Genomic DNA, 21,079 nt, shown 5'->3' with positions numbered 1-21,079 from the left:
CTTGAGCGGCCGAAGAAAACCCGTCAGAATGCGCGGCTTCGCGTCATCCATCCATTCAACCGTTGCCGAGGTTCGTATCATGAAGGTCCTGTCCTCCCTGAAGTCGGCGAAGGCCCGTCACCGCGACTGCAAGGTGGTCCGCCGTCGTGGCAAGGTCTTCGTGATCTGCAAGTCCAACCCGCGTTTCAAGGCGCGCCAGCGCTAAGCCGGGCCGCGATTTGCCGGTACGTCGAGAGCCGCCGCGAGGCGGCTTTCGCATTTTTGGATTCCGCCCTGTGCTTACAATCCGCCCACTGCATTCAGGTTGAATGCCTCCGGGGAGAGCTCGCATGGTCGTTCGCATCATTGCCGTATCCGTCTTCGCCCTCGCCTTCGCCGGCCCCGCCTTCGCGCAGGACACCGCGACGGGCACGCCCGTCCAGGCCGTCCGCGTCACCGAAGGCGACACGCTGCTCATCGAGCGCGTGCGCGAAGAGAACACCGCCGCCATGCCCCCCCGCGGCATGAGCGCGCAGGAAGTGGAATCCAAATTCGGCGCGCCGAGCAGCAAGCTCGACCCGCGCGGCGGCCAGAAGCGCCAGTGGCCGACGATCAACCGCTGGACCTACCCCACCTTCACCGTCTACTTCGAAAAGAACCGCGTCATCGATGCGGTGGCCAACAAGGCCGACGCCAACGAAGTGGGCCCGAAACCCGCCATCCGCTGATGCCCCAACACGCTGTCGAACGTTTCCCCGCGGAATGGGAGTCCCAGTCCGCGGTCCTGATCGCATGGCCGCACGCCGACACCGACTGGGCCGATCGCCTGGGCGAGGTCGAGGAGACCTACATCGCGCTCGTGGCGGCGCTGGTGCGGTACACGCGCGTGATCGTGTGCGTCGCCGACGAAGACCTGCAGACGTATGCCGAAGCGCGCCTGCGCTCGGCGCGCGTGGACCTGTCGCGCGTGCGCTTCGTGGAAGTCGAATACGACGACACGTGGCTGCGCGACTCGGGCCCGATCACGCTGCGCACGCCCGACGGCTTCCGCCTGCTCGATTTCCGCTTCACCGGTTGGGGCGGCAAGTTCGAAGCCAGCCGCGATGACCAGTTGATCGAACGCCTCGTCGAGCAAGGCGTGTTCGAAAACGCGGAGCGCACGTCCATCGATTTCGCACTGGAAGGCGGCGCCATCGAAACCGACGGCGCCGGGACGTTGCTCACCACGTGGAAGTGCCTGCACGAGCGCCATCCGGAGTCCGATCGCGCGTCGCTCGATGCGCGCCTGAAGGAATGGCTGCGCCAGGATCGCGTGCTGTGGCTCGACCATGGGTATCTCGAGGGCGACGACACGGATGCGCACATCGACACCCTCGCCCGCCTCGCGCCCGACGATGCGATCGTGTTCCAGGCCTGCGACGACCCTTCGGATTCGCACTACGCCGAGTTGGGCGCGATGGCCGACGAAATCGCGGCGCTGCGCACGAAGGACGGCAAGCCCTATCGCCTGTTCCCGTTGCCGTGGGCACGGCCGGTGCTGGATGAAGGCCGTCGACTCGCAGCCAGCTATGCGAACTACCTGATCATCGACGGTGCGGTATTGATGCCGGCCTACGGCGACCCCGCGGATCCGGCGGCAGCCGCCGTGCTTGGAACGGCCTACCCCGGCCGCGAGATCGTGCAGGTCCCGTGCCGTCCGCTCATTTGGCAGAACGGCAGCCTCCACTGCATCACCATGCAATTGCCGCAAGGACTCGTCCGATGAATCCCAAGACTTCCCTGCCCGTCGCGCTCATCCAGGAACGCAACCACGGCGCGGCCGATGCGAACCTGGAAGTGATCGAAGCACGCGTGGCGGAAGCGGCGGGCAACGGCGCGAAGCTGGTGATGCTGCAGGAACTGCACAACGGCCCGTACTTCTGCCAGCACGAGAACGTGTGCGAGTTCGACCTCGCCGAAACGATCCCGGGCCCGAGCACCGAGCGACTGTCGAAGTTGGCGAAACAGCACAATGTCGTGCTGGTGACCTCGCTATTCGAAAAACGCGCGACGGGCCTGTACCACAACACCGCGGTCGTCTTCGACAGCGACGGCTCCACCGCGGGCAAGTACCGCAAGATGCACATCCCCGACGACCCGGGCTTCTACGAGAAGTTCTACTTCACGCCGGGCGATCTGGGATTCGAACCGATCAACACCTCGGTCGGCCGCCTCGGCGTCATGGTCTGCTGGGACCAGTGGTATCCGGAAGGTGCGCGCCTGATGGCGCTCGCCGGCGCGGAACTGCTGCTTTACCCGACGGCAATCGGTTGGGACCCCGACGACGAGCAATCCGAGAAGGACCGACAGCGCAACGCGTGGATCCTCAGCCATCGCGGGCACTCGGTCGCCAACGGCCTGCCGGTGTTGAGCTGCAATCGCGTCGGGCACGAGCCCTCGCCCATCGGCGCCTCGGGCATCCGCTTCTGGGGTTCGAGCCACGTGCTCGGCCCGCAGGGCGAGTTCCTCGCCGAAGCCCAGACGGACGAGCCCCAGGTGTTGATGGCCGAGGTCGACATGGAACGCAGCGAGCACGTCCGCCGCATCTGGCCGTTCCTGCGCGACCGTCGCATCGATGCCTACCAGGATCTCCTGAAACGATATCGGGATTGACCGACGAGCGGTCATCCACAAACGAACGGTCGTGCTATTGTCCGCGACCATGAGTACCCCGACCGCCACCCCGAAAGGCGCCGCCACCCGCGACACGATCGTCGGCCGCGCCTACGACATCGCCCGCGCCTCGGGCGTCGAAGGCTTGTCGATCGGTCCGCTCGCCGCCGCGGTGGGCATGTCGAAGAGCGGCGTGTTCGCGCATTTCGGTTCGCGCGAAGACCTGCAGCTCGCCGTCCTGGAAGAAGCGGCGCTGCGTTTCGGCAACGCCGTGTTGATGCCCGCGCTGTCGCAACCGCGTGGCTTGCCGCGCGTGCGCGCGATCATGCAGAACTGGTTCGAATGGGTGCGCAACACCGCGGGCGGCGGCTGCGTGCTCATGGCGTCGGTCATGGAATACGACGACCGCCCCGGTGCATTGCACGACCAGGTCGTCCACAACGAACGCCGCTGGCGCAGCGAACTCGCGCGCGCGGTGCAACTGTCCATCGATGCGGGCCATCTCGCCGCCGGCGATGTCGACCAATACGTCTTCGAGCTCTACGCCATCCCGCTGACCGTCCACCACGAAGCCGGCCTGTTCGGCTACGACGTCGCGCGCCGCCACGGCGATGTGGCCGTCGAACGGTGGATCGCGTCGAACTCCCCCCAACGCTGATCGCACGACGGAGGCCCCCATGGCCAAGAACACCTCCACAATTAGCACGACCGTTCGCGCTTCCCTGCAGCTCGCGACCATCCGTCTCGGCTTCCGTGTCTTCGGCGTGCTGAATCCGAAGCCGACACTGCGCGCGGCGGGCAAGTTGTTTTCCACGCCCTTCCGCTCCAGCCGCGCCCGTGCACTCGCCGCGCCCTGCGGCGACGCGCGCATCGAGGAGATCACGGTCGACGGCAAGCGCATCGCGACCTACACATGGGGCGATCCGCGTCGCCAGCCGTACGTGTTGTTCGCGCATGGGTGGTCGAGCCACGGCACGCGCTTCCTGCCCTGGGTTCCGCGACTGCGCGCCGAAGGCTATGCGGTCGTCGCGTTCGACCAGCCGGCGCATGGCCGCAGCACGGGCGAACACGCCACGCTGCCCGCATTCGCCGACACCCTGCTCGCTGTGGGCGCACGCTTCGGACCGGCCGCATTGCTGGTCGCGCATTCGCTCGGCGGCGCGGCCGCGAGCGTCGCGCTCGCGCACGGATTGCAGGCCGATCGCGTCGTGCTGATCGCGCCGGCGGCGGATCCGGAAGCGGCGACCGAACGCTTCGCCACGACCATCGCCCTGCCGCAGCGGCTGTGGCGGGCGCTGATCCGCTCGTTCGAGCGGCACGTGGGCATCGCCTTCGACGACTTGCAGGCGCATCGCAACGCGCCGTGCATCGCGCGGCCCGCGCTCATCGTGCACGACGTCGAGGACCGCGAGGTGCCGTGGTCGGAAGGCGAGCGCTACGCGCGCTACTGGCCCGACTCGCACCTGCTCAGCACGCGTGGCCTGGGCCACAACCGCATCGCGGGCGACGCCGGCGTCATCGCGGCGGCGCTGCGCTTCGCGCACGGTGAAACCGTCGGAGACCGCGTGGTGTCCTCGCCGAACCTGCCGTACGGCTTCGCCTGACGGAGGCGAACGGCGATACTGCGCGGATGACCGACCCCACCGCGCAGTCCCCCGCCCCGCTCGTCGACCAGCCGCACGCCCGCGTCGAACGCGATGGCGTCACCTACACCTTGCTGGGCACCGCGCACGTCTCGCGCGCCAGCGTCGATGCCGTGCACGCGGCGATCGCGAGTGGCGACTACGACACCGTCGCCGTCGAACTCGACCCGCAACGCCTCGCCGCGCTGAGCGATCCCGATGCGCTGGCGCGCATGGACCTGGTGAAAGTGTTGCGCGAGGGCAAGACGGCGTTGTTCGCGGCGAACCTGGGCCTGGCCGCCTACCAGCGCCGCCTCGCCGAACAACTCGGTATCGAACCGGGCGCCGAACTCAAGGCCGCCGTCAACGACGCGCGCGAACGCGAACTGGCCGTGCACCTGATCGACCGCGATGTCGGCCTGACCTTCAAGCGCGCCTCGCAACGGCTCGGTTGGTGGGGCCGCGCGAAACTCGGCGGCGGCATCGTCGCCTCGTTGTTCGGTGACGAGGAAGTCGGCCACGACGAAATCGAGAAGCTCAAGCAAGGCGACCTGCTCGAATCGAGCTTCGGCGAATTCGCCCAGGAAAGCCCCGAGCTGTACGACACCGTCATCGGCGAGCGCGACCGCTACATGGCCGCGCGCCTGCGCGAGAGCGCGACGTCGCAAAGCGGCGCGCGCAACGTGCTGGCCGTGGTCGGCGCGGGTCACCTGCAAGGCCTGGCGAAGCACCTGCGCGACGAAACGCGTTCGCCGGCCGACATCCGCGCCGAGCTCGAAACGGTGAAGGAGAAGTCGTCCTTCCCGTGGTTCACGCTGATCCTGGCGGTGTTCGTGCTCGGCGGATTCGCGTTCGGGTTCTGGCGCGGCGGCCTGGATGTCGGCGCGGACCTGATGCTGTACTGGGTGCTGATCACCGGTTCGCTCGGCGCGGTCGGTTGCGCGGCGGCGGGCGGTCATCCGCTCAGCATCATCGCCGCGTTCTTCGCATCGCCCGTGACGCCACTGCATCCGGCGCTGGCGTCCGGCACGATCAGCGCATTGGTGGAAGCATGGGTGCGCAAGCCGACCTACGCCGATTTCATGGCACTGCGCGACGACGTGCAGAGCGTGCGCGGCTGGTACCGCAATCGCGTCGCACGCGTGCTGCTCAACTTCTTCATGACCTCGTTGGGCACCGCCGTCGGTGTGTGGCTCGGCGGTGCCCGCATGCTGGGCAAGTTGCTCGGCTGATCAGTCCGCGCTGATCGCAGTCACCGACGCGGCGACGGGCGTGGTCTTCCCGCGCGCACGATGGATCGTGCGCACCGTGCCGAGCCGCAGGTCGTCGAGCATCGCGTAGATCGTCGGCAGGAACAGCAGGCTGACCACGGTCGAGAACGCCAGGCCACCGGCGATCGCACGCGCCATCGGGTAGTACGCCGGGCCGTCGCCGGCCATCTGCGTATTGCCCACCGCGATCGGCACCATCGCCAGGATCGCCGTGCCCATCGTCATCAGGATCGGGCGCAGGCGTTCCTTGCTGCCTTCGACCAGCGCATCGGTGCGCGACAGTCCACGTCGGCGCAGATTGTTGATGTGCTCGACCATCACGATGCCGTTGTTCACCACCACGCCCATCAGCACCAGGATGCCGATGAAGGCCATGATGTTGAACTCGGTGCCGGTGAGCCAGAACAGCCAGTACACGCCGAAGATCGAGAACAGCACGCCGCTCATGATGGCCGAGGGGAACAGCAGCGATTCGAACACCGCCGCCATCACCACGTAGATCATCAACAGCGCGATGCCGAGGTTGAACATCATCTGCTTGACGGCCGCGTCGTCGCTCATGAACTGCGGGCGGTCGAACGAATAGCTGTACCCCGGCGGGAAGCCTTCGCGCGCCTTCTCCAGCGTGTCCTCGATGGCCTTCTTCGCTTCGGGCTGCGTGGACTTCTCGGCGATGCCGGCGGTGATCGTCAGCGTCGTCTGGCGGTTCGTGCGCTCGATCGACGAAGCCGCCGGACGCACCTGCACGTTCACCATCGCCAGCAGCGGCACGCTGCGGCCGTCGGGCGCACGCACGGTGAAGCTGGCGAGGTCTTCCGTGCCGTAATCGTCGGCGCCGGCGAAACGCACCCACACCGGCACTTCGGTGTCGCCGCGGCGGAACTCGCGCAACGGGGCACCGCGCAACGCCAGGCCGACGAAGGTCGCCACGTCGTTCGCGCTGAAGCCGAACGCCGCCGCGCGATCGCGATCCACCTGCACCGTCAGCTCGCTGTTGCGGTCGCCGCTGTCGACGCGCACGTCGCGCAATTCCTTGTGGCGCGCGAGCAGCGGCACGACGTCTTCGGCGATCTCGTTGAGCGTCTGCGTGGAGTCGCCGACGAGCATCACCTGCACTTCCTTGCCCTGCTGGTCGCCGCCCGGGCCGCCCTGGTCGCCGATGCCGATGTTGGCGCGTGCCGATTTCGGCAGGTCCTTGCGCATCGCTTCGGTGATCTTGGCGACCGCTTCGCGGTCCTTCGTCGCCAGCTTGACGTTGGTGCCCGCCCAGCCCTGCTCGCGATAGCGCGAGAACACCTGGTCGATGCCGAATTCCTTGCGGTGCGCGTCGAGGTATTTCTCGACCTTCAGGATTTCGGCCGACATCTGTTCCTTGGTGTAGGCGCCCTTCCACTGATAGAAGATGTCGATCTCGCCGACATCGTCGCCGCCGAACATGTTCGACTTGGTCCACATCACCGGGCCGATGCTGGCCACGACGATGATCAGGATGCCAAGCACGCTCGCGCCGCGATGGTTCAGCGTCCAGCGCAGCAGGCGCGCATAGCGGCGCTGCAGGCGCGAGATCAGGCCGTTCTCGTCGCGCACGGCCGGCGGCGTCTTCATGCGCGCCGACAACATCGGGATCAGGCTCACCGCCACCAGCCACGAGGCGAGCAGCGAGACACAGATCGTGATCGCGATCTGGCCCATGTAGATGCTGATCATGTTCTTTTCGCCGAACAGGTTCGGCACGAACACGATGCAGTGGCACAACGTACCGGCGGACAGCGCGATGGCGACGTGGCGCGTGCCGATGATCGACGCGAGCTTGGGCTCGCCGCCGAGGCGTTCGCGTTCCTGGTAGATGCTCTCCACCACCACGACCGCGTTGTCCACCAGCATGCCGATGGCGAGCAGCAGGCCCATCATCGACAGCACGTTGAGCGTCACGCCGGCGAAGTACATGAAGCCGAGCGTCATGATGAAACAGATCGGGATCGCCAGCGTGACCATCATCGTCGACGGCCAGTGGCGCAGGAAGAAGTACAGCACGGCGATCGACAGCAGCAGGCCGATGCCGCCGGCCTCGGCCAGGCTCAGCAGCGAGCCGGTGACGCTCTCGCCCGCGTCCCATTGCACCAGCAGGTCGATGTCGTTGGTGCCTTGCTCGGCGTTGATCGCGTCGAGTTCGGCGCGCACGTTGCGGGAGACGTCGACGAGGTTGGCGTCACGTTCCTTGTAAACGTCGATCCCCACCGCCGGGCGCCCGTCGAGGCGACGGCCGTAGGGCATCTTTTCGGGCTTCAGGCGCACGTCGGCGACGTCGGACAAGCGCACGCCGCGAGCGAGCGAGATGTCGCGCAACTGTTGCAGGTCGGTGAGCTCCCCGATCGGCTGCACGCGCAGGCGCTGGACGCCATCGTCGATCTGGCCGGCGGACACGGAGAAGTTGACCGCGCGCAGGCGCTGGTCGAGATCGTTGAGCGCCAGGCCGTGCGCGTTGAGGCGGTCCTGGTCGATCGCGATTTCGACCTCGTTCTGCGGCGCGCCTTCCACTTCGACCTTCGCCACGCCCGGCAGGCGTTCGAGGCGCCGCTTGTAGACGCGGTCGATGCGATCGAATTCCTTCGTCAGGTCGAGCGACTTGCTGGTCAGGCGCAGCTCGAGTGCGGGCTCGTCGCTCGTCGACCACTTCCAGACGAAATAACGCTGCATGTCGTCGGGCAGGTCGTCGCGGATGGCGTCGATGCGTTCGCGCGCTTCGGCCGCGGCGATCTCGATGTCGCGGTCCCAGTCGGAGAACATGACGAACACGCTGCCCTGCTCGGACGTCGCGTTGCCTTCCATGCTCTTGACGTCGGTCATCGTCGAGAGCGTTTCCTCGACGGGCCGCAGGATCGTGCGCTCGACTTCTTCCGGCGTGGAGCCCGCGTAGGGCAGCTGGATGAAGAGGAACGGTGCAGAGACGTCGGGCATCGCTTCCAGCGGCAGGCGGACCGCGGCGATCAGTCCGACGACCACCATCGACACGAACAACATGATCGTGGTGACGGGCCGCCGGATGCTGAGCTCGGCGACGCTCACTGGGCGGCCTCCGGCGCGGAGTCGCCCGAACCGTTCAACGGATCCTGGTCATGTTCGATGAGCGACTTGGCCTTCTTCGCTTCGGCGCGCTGCTTGCGCAGCTTCTCGGCGTAGTACTCGTCCGAGCGGCGATCCAGCAGGTCGTACACCACCGGGATCACGACCAGCGTCAGCAGCGTCGACACCAGCAGGCCGCCGATCACGGTGATCGCCATCGGCGAGCGCACTTCGGCGCCCTCGCCCATCGCCAATGCGAGCGGAGCGAAACCGAACAGCGTGCAGAGCGTGGTCATCGCGATGGGGCGCAGGCGCGAACGCGCACCGTCGATCAAGGCCTGGCGCTTGGGCACGCCTTCCTCGCGCAACTGGTTCACCTTGTCGATCAGGATGATCGCGTTCTTCACCACCAGGCCGACCAGCAGGATCAGGCCGATGAAGACCACCACCGAGATCGCGGAATTCGTCAACAGCAACGCGAGCACCGCGCCGACGAGGGCGAGCGGAATCGTGAAGAGGATGACGAACGGGTGCAGCAGCGATTCGAACTGCGAGGCCATCACGAGATAGACGAGGAACACCGCGAGGCCGAAGGCGAACAGCAGCGACTTCACCGAGCGATCGAGTTCCTCGCCCTGGCCGCCGATGTGCATGCCCACGTCCGCACCGAGCGGCGAGTCGGCCACCATCTTGCGGACTTCCTGCACGGCCGCGCCGAGGTCGATGTCGCGCAGGTTGGCCGAGACGATCGCCACGCGCACCTGGTCGGCGCGGTGGATTTCGCTCGGACCCGTGCCCGCGACGACGTCGGCGACCGACGACAGGCGCACCGGAGTGCTGCTGTTCGGATTGACGATGAGGTTGCGGATGTCGTCGACCGACGCACGGTCCGTCGCCTGCGCACGCACCAGCACGTCGATCTTGCGGTCGCGGAAGGAATAGCGCGTGGCGACTTCGCCGCGCACCTTCTTCACCACGACGTCGGCGATCTGGCGCGTCGTCAGGCCGAGCGCGGCCGCGCGGTCCTGGTCGAACTTGATCTGGATCTCCGGGAAGCCCTGCTCCACCGTCGAGGTCACGTCGGCGTAGTGGTCGTTCGAGCGCAGCATTGCGGCGAACTTGCGGCCGGCGGCTTCGATCTGCGGCAAGTCCGGGCCCTGCAGTTCGATTTCCAGCGGCGTGGAGAGGCTGAAGAGTTCCGGGCGGCTGAAGTCGAGCTGCGCGTCGGTGCGATTGGCCATGCTCGCGCGCAGCTTTTCGGTGACTTCCGCTTCGACTGCTTCGCTGCCGCCGTCCTTCATCACGGCCGAGAGCTTGGCGATGTTCTCGCCGCTTTCGGTCGGGCTGGCATCCAGGCGCGTGCCGGTGCCGCTCACGCCGTACAACGCGGTGAGATTCTCGTCCTTGCCGTGCTGGCGCTGCAGTTCCTGCACGACCTGGTCGGTGTCGCGCAGTGGCGTGCCGGGCGGCAGCTTCACCGTCATTTCGAAACGATCCTGCGCCAGCTGCGGGATCAGGTCGGCGCCGAGCAACGGCACGACCGCGAGCGTCGCGAAGAACGCCAGCGCGGCGATGGCGAGCACCTTGCGCGGATGTTCGAGCGCGTTGGGCAGCGTACGCAGGTACGTGGCTTCCAGGCGTTCGTAGATGCCCATCGCGAAGCGGCTGGCGGTGCGCATCACCGGCCCGACGACGGCCACCAGGCCGCGCCAGCCACGCACGAACAACCAGAAGAAACCGAGCGAGAGGAAACGGAAGAGCATGCCGATGATGCGGCCGACCCACGCGAAGGGAATCTGCCACCAGCGCGTCGGTTCCCAGCGCGGATGCGGCGCTTCTTCCTTGAACGCCAGCGGCGCGCGGCCGCGGATCGAGGAGAGCATCGGGATCAGCGTCATCGACACGACGAGCGAAATGAAGATCGCGAGCGCGACCGTCAGCGCCTGGTCGCGGAACAGCTGCCCCGCGATGCCTTCGACGAACACCAGCGGCAGGAACACCGCGATCGTCGTGAGCGTGGAGGCGACCACCGCCATCGAGACTTCGCGCGTGCCGGCGATCGCCGCCTCGACGATGCCCAGGCCGCGTTCGCGCGCCTTGGCGATCGATTCGAGCACCACGATCGAGTCGTCGACCACCAGGCCCGTCGCCAACGCCAGGCCGCCGAGCGACATCACGTTGAGGCTCAGGTCGAACTGGTCCATGAAGAAGAACGTGGTGATGATCGACACCGGCAGCGACAGGCCGACGACGAACGTGCTCCAGCCATCGCGCAGGAACAGGAAGATCACGAGGATCGCGAGCAGGCCGCCGATGATGGCGTCCTTCTTCACGTCGGCGATGGCGTGGCGGATGAACTGCGACTGGTCGTCGATGACGGTCAGTTCGATGTCCGGCGGCATCTGCTTCTTGATCGCATCGATCTGCAACTGGATCGCGTCGGCAGTCGACACCGTGTTGGCGTCGCCTTCCTTGTAGATCGCCAGCTCGACGGCTTCATGGCCGCCGAGGCGGATGATCGCCTCGCGCTCCTTGTAGCCCTGGCGCACGTCGGCGATGTCCTTCAGGCGGATCGGCATGCCGCCGGCCGCGGCGGAACTGCCGTTGGATGCGCTCTGCACGCCGGAGGCGGCCGCCATCGCGGCGGCATTGCCCGTGGCCGCGGCCACGCGCGCCATTTCTTCGGCCGCGCTCTGCGCGCTGCCGCCACCGGCGGCCTGCGTGGTGACGAGCATGTCGCGGATCTCGTCGACGGTCGCGAACTGGTTGACCGTGCGCACGAGGAAACGCTGCGAGCCTTCTTCCAGGCGGCCGCCGGAGATGTTGATGTTCTCCTGCTGCAGGCGCTGGATGACGGTGTCGATCGGCAGGTTGAGCTGCGCGAGCTTCTGCTGGTCGATGTCGACCTGCACTTCATCTTCCAAACCGCCACCGACCTTCACCGCGGCGACGCCTTCGACCGGTTCGAGCTTCTTCTTCAGGTCATCGTCGGCGTAACGGCGCAACGCGGTGAGCGCGCCCTGCGAATCCTGGCCCTTGTTGGCGAGCACCAGGCGCATGATCGGCGCGGTCGACGGATTGAATCGCAACAGCACCGGCGGCTTGGCTTCCAGCGGCAGCGCGAGCGCTTCCATCTTGTCGCGCGCTTCGAGCGAGGCCTTGTCCATGTCGGTGCCCCACGCGAACTCGAGCACGACATCGCTCTGTCCCGTGCGCGACACCGACTTGAGCTTGCGCAGGCCCTTCACCACGCCGACGGCTTCTTCCACCGGCTCGGTGATCAGCGTTTCGATTTCCGCCGGCGCCGCGCCCGTGTATTCGGTGCGCACCGTCAGCGTCGGATAACTGAGGTCCGGCAGCAGGTTGACCTTGAGGTTGGTCAACGCGATGAAGCCGAAGATGAGGAACGTCAGCGTCGCCATCATCACCGTGACGCGGCGACGCGTGGAGAACTCGACGACGTTGAACGATGCAGGATCGGAGGAATGATTCACGCGCGAGCTCCGGGGCGTTGTCGTCGATCAGCGCGCGGCGGTGGCGGCGGCGACGCCACCCTTGCCGGCCGCCGGCGCGGCAGGCTTGGCCTGGTCGCCGACGATCTGCACCGCGCTGCCTTCGCGCAGCGCCACCTTGCCTGCGGTGACGACCTGGTCGCCCGGCTTCAGGCCCTCGCGCACTTCGGCCCACTGGCCGTCGAGGTAACCGAGCTTCACCGGCACGCGCACGGCCTTGCCCGCCTTCACCGCGAACACGGCCGGATCGCCTTCGTCTTCGAGCAGCGCCATGCGCGGCACGACGAGCGCGTCGGTGCGCTGGTCGTAGTCGATGCGGATGCGGCCGAACATGCCCGGCTGCAGCGCGCCGCCGCCTTCGAAGGAGCAGATCACGCGGAACGTGCCGCTGCCCGCGTCGACGACGGGCGCGATGCGGTCGATGGTGCCGGCGAACTTCTTGCCGGGCAGCGCGTCGACGGCGAGGTCGACCTTCAGGCCCTGCTGCAACGTGGCGACTTCGCGTTCGGGCACGTTGAGCGTGGCTTCCAGGCGCGAGGTGTCGACGATGCGGAAGATCGGCGTGTTGATCTGGACGAAGTTGCCGTCCTTGATCTTGCGTTCGGCGATGACGCCGGAGATCGGCGCGACGACGTTCGCGTACGACAGTTCGAGATTGGCGAGGCGATTGGCGGCGCGCGCGTTCTCGAGGTCGTAGCGGATCGTGTCGATGTCGTTGGCGCTCATGAGCTTCTGCTCGGCGAGCGTGACCGAACGCTTGTAGTTGGCTTCGAGCTTGCCCATCAGCGCGGCGGTCTGCGCGGCCTGCAACGCGGCGCGCGAGGAATCCAGGCGCACGAGGACCTGGCCGGCGTGCACCTGCTGGCCTTCCTGCACCAGCACCTGGAGCGCGACGCCGGAGGTCTTGGCGACCACCTGCGATTCGCCGCGGGCTTCCAGCGGCGCGGTGCCGGTGTAGCTGGCGGCGATCGGCCGCTTGGTGGCGGCCATCACCTCGACCGGGATGGCCTCGGGGCCCTTTTCCCCTTCCTTGCCCTTGGCCTGGGCGTCTCCGTCCCCCTTCTTGCAGGCGGTCAGCGCCAGGGCGCAGGCGATCAGGAGGGCACCGGCGCGCAGCGTGCGGCCGTGGATGGAGGCGTTGGCGGACATGTGGGCTGACCCCTTGGGTGTTGTAGTCAAGTAAATCACTCCCTCTTTGTTACCGCCATGCGCCATAGGTCATGGTGACTTCACGGAGGATTCCTGCTTGATGCGCAGAAGGAGAGAAGCGGACGCTGGTTGCGAGTGGAGTTGCGCGTGATCGATCAATGGATGCGGCGGGCGTCCGACCGGTTGCACGCGCGCGCAAGGCGATCGCGGCCACCCGTTTGCCGGTTCCATTCACGTGCAAGCTATACTTCGCCGCTTGCGAGACGCCCGCATGACGCACGCGTCGCGCGACCGAACTTCCACCGTGGACTGACTTCATGATGCGACCGCTGACGATCGCCGCCGGCCTGCTGCTGGCGCCCCTGCTCTTCGCTGCCCACGCGCAGCAGACCGCCGCCGCGCCGGCCACGGCCGCCGCACCGGCAGCCGCTTCGGTCGCCAAGCCGGCCGCGCCCGCGGAAGCCAAGGCCGCCGACCTCCAGGGCGATCCGGCGAAGGGCAAGGAACTCACCTTCACCTGCCGCGGTTGCCACGGCATCGAGGGTTACAAGAACGCCTACCCGAGCTACCACGTGCCGCGCATCGGCGGCCAGTCGCCGCAGTACATCGCCTCGGCGCTCACCGAATACCGCGAAGGCAACCGCAAGCATCCGACCATGCAGGCGCAGGCGGAAAGCTTCTCGGCGCAGGACATCGCCGACATCGCCGCCTATCTCTCGACCGTGAACGCGAAGAAGTGAGCCACCCCATGACGATCAAGAAGCCCGCGTTCGCCATCGCCCTGCTCGCCCTCGCGCTCACCGCCTGCTCCGGCAACGGCGAGGAAGGCCACACCGAAGGCGGCCACGCGGAAGGCGAAGCGCCGAAGTCCTCGTCCGCCGGCCTGCCGTCGGGCAACATCGAAGCGGGCATGAAGCTCGCCACGACCAAGCGCAACGGTTTCGCGTGCGTGGATTGCCACGGCGCCGAAGGCAACGTGCCGACCGACAAGACCTACCCGAAGCTCGGCGGCCAGTACTCCGATTACATCGAGCACGCGCTGCTCGCCTACCGCAAGGGCGATCGCGAGAACGCGCTGATGAGCCCACAGGCGAAGGAACTCACCGACCAGCAGATCGCCGACCTCGGTGCGTATTTCCACTCGACGGAAAGCCACCTGTCCGACCTGCACAACGTGCAGTAACGGACAATCCCTTCCCCGCCACGCGGGGAACCGGTTGGAAAAAGGCCCGCGAATGCGGGCCTTTCTGCGTCTACGGATTCGTGCTCGCGGGCGGCTGCACCGACGTGTTCGGCGGCGGCGGCGCTTTCTTGATGCTGCCGTTGTCTTCCTGCAACCAAGGCTTGAAGGGCACGTCCGGCGGCGGTCGTGCACGCGCGGCCTGCGCGTTCGCGTTCGGATCGGTCAGGCCGCAACCGCCACCGAACTGCAGGATCGAAATGACGCAGGAGATCTTCTTGTCGGTGCCCGGGATCGGGATCGACAGCGACTTGATGCCCTTGCGCACCCATTCCTGCAGCAGGGTTTCGTTCGGCACCCAGTACTGGTCGAACGTCGTCGGCGTGTAATCCATCGGCGGGCGCTTGAGCCAGCGGCCCGCGCGATCCAGGTTGGCGATGTGCGCTTCCATCGTGCCCGGCGCGTTCTGCCCCGGCGTCGGGGGTTCGCCGAGATTCGGGCGGCCCTGCGCATCGTAGATGCCCGGCTTCGCGCCCGACCCCGGCTTGCCGCCCGGCGTGTTGCGCGTGCCCACGCCCCAATCGTCGCCCCGGTTCGGCGAGGGCCATGCGCCTGGCGGTGCATTCGGCGTCGTGCCGGCGCCCGGTTGCGCGGCGGGCGACGTGCCGCTGCCCGGCGCTTGCTGTCCGCCCGGTGCGGCGCTCGTCGCTGCGGTCGACGACCCTGGCGCGCTCGACGGTGCATTCGACGTCGACGCTCCCGGCGCCGTCGCGCCCGGTGTCGTGCCGCGCGACGGCATCGGGATCGCGCGCGTTTCACCGCGCAATGTCGGCAACGCGATCTCGCGCGATTGCGACGGCGCGGTGGTGATCCGGATCTGCTGCGTCAACCGCGCCGACTCTTCGCCGCGCACCTGCGGCGGCGTGATCGCGATGCGTTGCACTTCGACGCGTTGCGTGTCGATGGTTTGCCGCTGCGTTTCGACGCGCGAGATCGCCTGCGTCGGCTGGCGCAATTGCGGCACCGCCAGGTCACGCGGCGCGACGTCCACTTCGCGCGGCCGCGGCGGCGGCAACACGAACGACGTGTCGGGCTGCGGCACTTCCGTCACCTGCAGAGGTTGCGGTGCGGGCGGGACTTCGACGACGGGCTGCGGTTCCGGTTCGGCCTGCGGCGGCGGTTGCGCGGCGACCGGGGTTTCAGGCGCCGGCGCGGGTTCTTCCGGCTGCGGCGGCGGTGGCGGTTGCACCGGTGCGTTCGACGGTTGCGGCGTGGCCGCGGGCGGAGACGGCGCAGCCGCAGTCTGCGCGGGTTCCGGTTGCGGTCCTTCGGGCGCGCCGCCGCCGGTTTCCTCCGGCGTGCCGGTGCCGATGAACTCGGCCTGCACCACCTGCTCGCCCTCGCCCGCCGGTGGCGGCGGTGGAACGAACACGTATGCCAGCCACAACAGCAGGAATGCGAAACACAAATGCAGCACCGCGCTGAACGACGCAGCGAACCACCGCAACCCGCGCTCTTCGGGGATCGGTGGATGCCACTGCTGGCGCCACAAGGTCGCGAACGCGCGCCAGCGATTGAGCTGCGCATCGCGCGCCGGCGGCGATGCGAGCGGCCGCTGCACGAGTTCTTCGATGAACGTCGCAGGCAGCGCGCCCTTCACCGCATGCGGCGAGGCGTGCATGCCGTCGAACCACGCTTGCCAGCCTGGCGGAAACGTGCCCGGCGCCTGCGGCCGGATGGACTTCACCCGGCGCCGGTGCGCGAGGGCTTCGATGATGTCGGCGGCGGAGAACACTCGGAGGGGAGCCGTTCTCGACGCGAACGGTCAGGCGGCGTCGCGCGGCATGTAAGGTGCCGTGCCTGTCGCATGGTCGGTCGCATCGCGCACCGCGGTGACGCCGGGCACGCGCGTCATCAGCGTCTGCTCGATCCCCTGCTTCAGCGTGACATCCGCCATGCCGCAGCCGTGGCAACCACCGCCGAAGCGCAACAGCACGACGCCGTCTGCCGTCACTTCCTGCACCGACACATGCCCGCGATGCTGCGCGAGCTGCGGATTGACCTCATGTTCGACCACCCACCGCACGCGCTCGACCAGCGATGCGGTCTCCGCCGGCGCTTCGCCCTTGATCTTGGGCGCGCGGATCTGCAACTGCCCGCCGGTGGGCTGCTGCACGAAGTCGATCTCGGCCGCATCGAGGAACGGCGCGCTCGCCGGGTCGATGTAGAGCGTGAAGCCCTCGCAATCGATGGCCCACTCGTTACCGCTGAGATCGGCCGGCTCGGCGAATTCGAGGCGCACGTCGGCGCGGGGCGTGCCGGGATGCACGGCGGAAAGGCGGACGCCGAGGCCCGGCAGGGCTTCGCGTTCGATCAGGCGGCGGAAATGCGCCTGCGCGGATTCGGAGAGTTGGATCATGCGGGCTATTCTAGCCACCCCTTCCGGTACAGCGCGCAACGCAGCGGAGCCGCCCCATGTCCGACCTGATCGCCCTCGCCGACGCCCACTGCATCCCGCGCCGCGGCACCGAGCACAAGCTCAACGAAGCCCGCGTGCGCGAGCTGTTGCCGCAGATTCCCGGCTGGGAGCTGGCCGAGGACGGCCACGCGCTCGTGAAGACGTTCAATTTCAAGGATTACTACCGGACGATGGGGTTCGTGAACGCACTGGCATACATCGCCAATGCCGAAGACCACCACCCGGACCTCGGAGTTCACTACGACCGCTGCGTGGTCCGCTTCTCCACGCACGACGTGGGCGGCCTGAGCGAGAACGACTTCATCCTCGCGGCGAAGACCGAGCGCCTCGCCGGCCCGAAGGCCTAGGCGAGGCGATCCAGGACGTCGACCAGCTCCGGCGCCAGCGGCGCGTTGAGCGAGTACGGCGCTTTCCCGCCATCGAGCGCGAATTCCAGCGTCGAGGCGTGCAGGAACATCCGCTTCAGCCCCACCTGTTCGCGCAGGCGCTTGTTGGCGGCCGGATCGCCGTACTTGTCGTCGCCGGCGATCGGATGCCCGATGTGCTGCGCGTGCACGCGGATCTGGTGCGTGCGGCCGGTTTCGATGCGCACTTCGCAATAAGACTGGCCGCCGCGGCGTTCCAGCGCCCTGAAGTGACTCACCGACGGTTTGCCGTCGGCATGCACCTGCACGTGGCGCTCGCCGCCCTGGCGCAGGCCGATGTGGAGCGGCGCGTCGACCGTCATCGTGCCGTTCGGCAAGCGACCGACCAGCAGCGCGAGGTAGCGCTTGGCGATGCCGCCGTCTTCGCGCATCAACGCCTGGAGTTCGGTCAGCGCCGAGCGCTTCTTCGCGAGCACCAGCAAGCCGGAGGTATCGCGGTCCAGTCGGTGCACCAGTTCGAGGTTGTCCTTCGGCCGCAGCGCGCGCAGCGTTTCGATCGCGCCGAAGCTGATGCCGCTGCCGCCGTGGCTGGCCACGCCGGAAGGCTTGTTGATCGCGAGCAGCCGGTTGTCCTCGAAGACGATGCTGGCGTCCATCGCCTCCAGCAAACCGCGCGCGGGCGTGCCCCGGTCGGCTTCTTCCCCCAGGCGCACGGGCGGGATGCGGACTTCGTCGCCGGCTTCGAGCTTGCGCTCGGCCTTCGCGCGGCCGCCATTCACGCGCACCTGGCCGGAGCGCACCAGTTTGTAGACGAGCGAGCGCGGCGCGCCCTTCAACTGCCCAAGGAGGAAGTTGTCGAGGCGCTGCCCGTCGCGATCCTCGGGCACCTTCACGGTGCGCGCGGGAGCCGCGGGGCGGCTCGGGGCCGGTTGCGTGGGGTCCATCGTCGCCTTTGACCTGCTACACTCGCCGCGCGAAGTAAGGGTTTGATTTCGCAGGGAGATTGCGCGAAGGACCGCGAAACCCGCGTTCCCGCGCAGCCAACGGGCCGAAAGCCCGCCTCCCGCGATCCCCGACACAGTGCGCGACCACCGCCCCCGGGGCGGCCATGTTAGCGGCTCGTCGGCAGGCCCGGCCATCGCCCGATGCGTCAGACATCGGCGCTGAACAACGACCCGCGCGACGCGAACGCCCCCCGGCCGCCACGTCGCCGGCCCGCAAATTGGACATAGGCAATACAAGCGCTCCCGCGGCATGCCGTGGTGTCGTAGCGCTGGCATATCAAGACGCGACAGCGATGCGCCTGCGATGGCGCGCCGATGGCGCCGCGGTATCCAGAGGCGAACGCCCACGGCGTTCCGCGTGCGACAGCGCGCGAGGAACGCACAATGAAGCGAATGCTCATCAACGCGACGCAGGCGGAAGAACTGCGCGTCGCCATCGTCGACGGTCAGACCCTTTACGACATCGACATCGAACAACCGTCGAAGGAACAGAAGAAGTCCAACATCTACAAGGGCCGCATCACGCGCCTCGAGCCCTCGCTCGAAGCGGCCTTCGTCGAATACGGCGGCGAGCGCCACGGCTTCCTTCCGCTCAAGGAAATCTCCCGCGACTATTTCCAGCAGGGCGTCGACCACAACAAGGCCGGCCTGCGTGAACTCCTGCGCGAAGGCCAGGAAATCGTGGTCCAGGTCGACAAGGAAGAACGCGGCAACAAGGGCGCGGCGCTGACGACGTTCATCTCGCTCGCCGGCCGCTACATGGTGCTGATGCCCAACTCGCCCACCGCCGGCGGCGTCTCGCGCCGCATCGAGGGCGACGACCGCGCCGCCCTCAAGGAGGCGATGGACAAGCTCCAGATCCCCGACGACATGGGCGTGATCATCCGCACCGCCGGCGTCGGCCGCGATGCCGAAGAACTCCAGTGGGACCTCGACTATCTGCTGCAGGTGTGGAAGTCCATCGCCGAGGCCGCGCTCAGCAAGCCGAGCCCGTTCCTGATCTACCAGGAATCGCGCCTGATCATCCGCGCCCTGCGCGACTACATGCGCGCCGACATCGGCGAGATCCTCGTCGACACGCCGGAAATGTTCGACGAAGCCCGCGAGTTCGTGCAGCAGGTCATGCCGCACAACATGCGCAAGCTCAAGCACTACACGGACGACACCCCGCTCTTCAACCGCTTCCAGATCGAATCGCAGATCGAGAACGCGTACGAGCGCACCGTGCGCCTGCCCTCCGGCGGCGCGCTGGTGATCGACCAGACCGAAGCCCTGACCGCGGTCGACGTGAACTCCGCGCGCGCCACCAAGGGCGGCGACATCGAAGAAACCGCGTTCCAGACCAACCTGGAAGCGGCCGAAGAAGTCGCCCGCCAGTTGCGCCTGCGCGACCTCGGCGGCCTGGTGGTCATCGACTTCATCGACATGGCGTCCAACAAGCACCAGCGCGAAGTCGAGAACAAGCTGCAGCACTCGCTCAAGTACGACCGCGCGCGCGTGCAGCTCGGCCGCATCTCGCGCTTCGGCCTGCTGGAGATGTCGCGCCAGCGCCTGCGCCCGAGCCTGGGCGAATCCAGCCAGCTCGTCTGCCCGCGCTGCGAAGGCCACGGCCGCATGCGCAGCGTCGAATCCCTCTCGCTGTCCATCCTTCGCCTTGCCGAAGAACACGCGATGAAGGAAAACACCGGCCAGGTGCTGGTGCAGGCGCCGACGGAAATCGCCAACTACCTGCTCAACGAAAAGCGCCGCGCGCTCGGCGAGATCGAAAAGCGCCACGACGCGCCGATCGTCATCGTCGCAGACGATCAGCTCGAGACGCCGCACTTCGAAGTCACCCGCATCCGCGAGAACGAACTCGGCGAAGAAAGCAGCAAGCCGAGCTACCAGCGCGGCACGCCGCGCAAGCTCGCCACGCATGCGCTGACCAAGGCCCACCTCAACATCCCGAACCTGCCGGCCGTCACCAACGTGCGTCCCGCGCAGCCCGCGCCCGTGCGCGAAGAAGTGCGCGAGGAAGCCAAGCCGGCCGCCGCGCCCGTCGCCGTCGCGCAAGCGCCGGTGGCCGCACGTTCGAGCGGCGGACTCGCCGGCTTCTTCAAGCGCCTGTTCGGGGGCGCAGAACCGGTGGCCGCATCGCCCTCGCCCGCGGCCCGTTCGCAGGACGAGCGCAATCGCAACCGCGATGGCCGCCGTGACCAGCGCGACGGACGCAACCGCAACCAGCAGGGCCGCCGCGACGACCAACGCCGCGACCAGAAGGCCGGCCAGCAGCAGAAGGGCCCGCAGCAAGCGCAGCAGCCCAAGCAACCGCAGCAGCCCAAGCAGCAACAGCAGCAGAAGCAGCCCAAGCCGCAGCTCGACGAAGCGCAGAAGGAACAGCGCCGTCTCGAACAGCAGCAGCGTGCCGAACAGCAGCGTGCGGACCAACTGGCGCGCAACGAAGCCAAGCGCCAGCAGCGCGAGCAGCAGGCCGCAGCCGACGCGGCGAAGGCCGCCGAAGCGAAGCCTTCGGACGCGCAGGCTGCAGCCGTCGCCATCGTGCCCGCGATGAACGCACCCGCCGCGGATGCCGTGGTGGCTGTCGCCGATGCATCGCAGGCCGCCGAGGCCGCGCAGCCGGCCGCCGGTGGCAACGAGTTCGTGCAGGACGCGCAGGCCGAATCCGGCGAAGGCGGCGGCCGTCGCCGTCGCGGACGTCGTGGTGGCCGTCGCCGTCGTCGCGGCCAGGGTGGCGCGGAAGGCGAAATGGCGAACGAGGCCAACGTCGAAGGCATGGAGCACGACGAGGCCGACGGCGTCGAAG

17 protein-coding genes are annotated in these 21,079 nt (G+C 67.7%); 11 read left to right on the top strand and 6 right to left on the bottom strand.

All coding sequences use genetic code 11. The annotated features are described in order from the left end of the window. Positions 1–79 precede the first annotated feature (79 nt). From ykgO to LF41_RS09130, 7 genes are all read left to right on the top strand, one after another. Positions 80–205: a type B 50S ribosomal protein L36 gene (gene ykgO, locus LF41_RS09160; RefSeq protein ID WP_010342887.1), complete on the top strand. Its 126-nt coding sequence runs from the start codon at positions 80–82 to the stop codon at positions 203–205. Positions 206–329: 124 nt separating this feature from the next. After that, entirely contained in the window at positions 330–707 is a 378-nt protein-coding gene (locus LF41_RS09155; protein ID WP_036168849.1) for a hypothetical protein, read from the top strand. Then, positions 707–1,744, top strand: coding sequence for an agmatine deiminase family protein (locus LF41_RS09150; RefSeq protein ID WP_036168846.1), 1,038 nt, complete (start codon positions 707–709; stop codon positions 1,742–1,744). The genes LF41_RS09155 and LF41_RS09150 overlap by 1 nt, the downstream gene beginning before the upstream one ends. Further along, the gene (locus LF41_RS09145; RefSeq protein ID WP_036168844.1) at positions 1,741–2,631 is read left to right on the top strand and encodes a carbon-nitrogen hydrolase; all 891 of its coding nucleotides are present in this window, start codon (positions 1,741–1,743) and stop codon (positions 2,629–2,631) included. Before LF41_RS09150 ends, LF41_RS09145 begins: the two co-directional genes overlap by 4 nt. 49 nt (positions 2,632–2,680) lie before the next feature. Then, positions 2,681–3,289, top strand: a complete 609-nt coding sequence (locus LF41_RS09140; RefSeq protein ID WP_036168842.1) for a TetR/AcrR family transcriptional regulator — start codon at positions 2,681–2,683, stop codon at positions 3,287–3,289. Between the two features lie 19 nt (positions 3,290–3,308). Further along, positions 3,309–4,235, top strand: a complete 927-nt coding sequence (locus LF41_RS09135; protein WP_036168840.1) for an alpha/beta hydrolase — start codon at positions 3,309–3,311, stop codon at positions 4,233–4,235. 26 nt (positions 4,236–4,261) lie between these two features. Further along, on the top strand, positions 4,262–5,485 hold the full coding sequence (locus LF41_RS09130; protein WP_036168838.1) for a TraB/GumN family protein: 1,224 nt from the start codon (positions 4,262–4,264) through the stop codon (positions 5,483–5,485). Here LF41_RS09130 and LF41_RS09125 read toward each other — a convergent pair whose 3' ends face one another. From LF41_RS09125 to LF41_RS09115, 3 genes are read right to left on the bottom strand one after another with little or no spacing between them, the layout of a single operon-like run. Then, positions 5,486–8,590 (bottom strand): efflux RND transporter permease subunit, encoded by a 3,105-nt coding sequence (locus LF41_RS09125; protein WP_036168836.1) that lies wholly within the window; start codon positions 8,588–8,590, stop codon positions 5,486–5,488. After that, entirely contained in the window at positions 8,587–12,081 is a 3,495-nt protein-coding gene (locus LF41_RS09120) for an efflux RND transporter permease subunit (protein ID WP_052116290.1), read from the bottom strand. The genes LF41_RS09125 and LF41_RS09120 overlap by 4 nt, the downstream gene beginning before the upstream one ends. A 27-nt stretch (positions 12,082–12,108) precedes the next feature. Beyond that, the gene (locus LF41_RS09115; RefSeq protein WP_036168834.1) at positions 12,109–13,248 is read right to left on the bottom strand and encodes an efflux RND transporter periplasmic adaptor subunit; all 1,140 of its coding nucleotides are present in this window, start codon (positions 13,246–13,248) and stop codon (positions 12,109–12,111) included. A gap of 320 nt (positions 13,249–13,568) precedes the next feature. On the opposite strand from LF41_RS09115, the gene LF41_RS09110 reads away from it, so the two are divergent. Together LF41_RS09110 and LF41_RS09105 are read left to right on the top strand one after the other, a co-directional pair. Next, positions 13,569–13,988 carry a c-type cytochrome gene (locus tag LF41_RS09110; protein ID WP_036168967.1) on the top strand — a complete coding sequence of 140 codons (420 nt, stop codon included), beginning with the start codon at positions 13,569–13,571 and terminating at the stop codon, positions 13,986–13,988. 8 nt (positions 13,989–13,996) lie between these two features. After that, positions 13,997–14,431, top strand: coding sequence for a c-type cytochrome (locus LF41_RS09105; RefSeq protein WP_036168832.1), 435 nt, complete (start codon positions 13,997–13,999; stop codon positions 14,429–14,431). 70 nt (positions 14,432–14,501) lie between these two features. Here LF41_RS09105 and LF41_RS09100 read toward each other — a convergent pair whose 3' ends face one another. After that, entirely contained in the window at positions 14,502–16,223 is a 1,722-nt protein-coding gene (locus LF41_RS09100; RefSeq protein ID WP_052116289.1) for a hypothetical protein, read from the bottom strand. A gap of 30 nt (positions 16,224–16,253) precedes the next feature. After that, positions 16,254–16,847, bottom strand: a complete 594-nt coding sequence (locus LF41_RS09095) for an NfuA family Fe-S biogenesis protein (protein ID WP_036168830.1) — start codon at positions 16,845–16,847, stop codon at positions 16,254–16,256. Positions 16,848–16,903: 56 nt separating this feature from the next. Here LF41_RS09095 and LF41_RS09090 point away from each other — a divergent pair, with 56 nt between their 5' ends. Then, positions 16,904–17,254: a 4a-hydroxytetrahydrobiopterin dehydratase gene (locus LF41_RS09090; RefSeq protein WP_036168828.1), complete on the top strand. Its 351-nt coding sequence runs from the start codon at positions 16,904–16,906 to the stop codon at positions 17,252–17,254. Here LF41_RS09090 and LF41_RS09085 read toward each other — a convergent pair. Further along, positions 17,251–18,216, bottom strand: coding sequence for an RluA family pseudouridine synthase (locus LF41_RS09085; RefSeq protein ID WP_052116288.1), 966 nt, complete (start codon positions 18,214–18,216; stop codon positions 17,251–17,253). The two genes, LF41_RS09090 and LF41_RS09085, sit on opposite strands and share 4 nt — an antisense overlap. Positions 18,217–18,660: 444 nt before the next feature. Here LF41_RS09085 and rne point away from each other — a divergent pair. Next, positions 18,661–21,079 (top strand): ribonuclease E (rne, locus tag LF41_RS09080; RefSeq protein ID WP_036168823.1); only part of this gene is annotated, 2,419 nt, incomplete at its 3' end.

It is taken from the genome of Lysobacter dokdonensis DS-58, assembly GCF_000770795.1.
Taxonomy (GTDB): Bacteria; Pseudomonadota; Gammaproteobacteria; order Xanthomonadales; family Xanthomonadaceae; genus Noviluteimonas; species Noviluteimonas dokdonensis.
Note: the sequence above shows the minus strand (reverse complement) of the source record. Positions and strands in the feature narration are given on the sequence as shown.

What these genes read in the sequence shown, in the direction of transcription:
- ykgO (WP_010342887.1), top strand. Translation starts at nt 80, where the DNA reads ATGAAGGTCCTGTCCTCCCTGAAGTCGGCGAAGGCCCGTCACCGCGAC.
- LF41_RS09155 (WP_036168849.1), top strand. Translation starts at nt 330, where the DNA reads ATGGTCGTTCGCATCATTGCCGTATCCGTCTTCGCCCTCGCCTTCGCC.
- LF41_RS09150 (WP_036168846.1), top strand. Translation starts at nt 707, where the DNA reads ATGCCCCAACACGCTGTCGAACGTTTCCCCGCGGAATGGGAGTCCCAG.
- LF41_RS09145 (WP_036168844.1), top strand. Translation starts at nt 1,741, where the DNA reads ATGAATCCCAAGACTTCCCTGCCCGTCGCGCTCATCCAGGAACGCAAC.
- LF41_RS09140 (WP_036168842.1), top strand. Translation starts at nt 2,681, where the DNA reads ATGAGTACCCCGACCGCCACCCCGAAAGGCGCCGCCACCCGCGACACG.
- LF41_RS09135 (WP_036168840.1), top strand. Translation starts at nt 3,309, where the DNA reads ATGGCCAAGAACACCTCCACAATTAGCACGACCGTTCGCGCTTCCCTG.
- LF41_RS09130 (WP_036168838.1), top strand. Translation starts at nt 4,262, where the DNA reads ATGACCGACCCCACCGCGCAGTCCCCCGCCCCGCTCGTCGACCAGCCG.
- LF41_RS09115 (WP_036168834.1), bottom strand. Translation starts at nt 13,248, where the DNA reads ATGTCCGCCAACGCCTCCATCCACGGCCGCACGCTGCGCGCCGGTGCC.
- LF41_RS09110 (WP_036168967.1), top strand. Translation starts at nt 13,569, where the DNA reads ATGCGACCGCTGACGATCGCCGCCGGCCTGCTGCTGGCGCCCCTGCTC.
- LF41_RS09105 (WP_036168832.1), top strand. Translation starts at nt 13,997, where the DNA reads ATGACGATCAAGAAGCCCGCGTTCGCCATCGCCCTGCTCGCCCTCGCG.
- LF41_RS09095 (WP_036168830.1), bottom strand. Translation starts at nt 16,847, where the DNA reads ATGATCCAACTCTCCGAATCCGCGCAGGCGCATTTCCGCCGCCTGATC.
- LF41_RS09090 (WP_036168828.1), top strand. Translation starts at nt 16,904, where the DNA reads ATGTCCGACCTGATCGCCCTCGCCGACGCCCACTGCATCCCGCGCCGC.
- LF41_RS09085 (WP_052116288.1), bottom strand. Translation starts at nt 18,216, where the DNA reads ATGGACCCCACGCAACCGGCCCCGAGCCGCCCCGCGGCTCCCGCGCGC.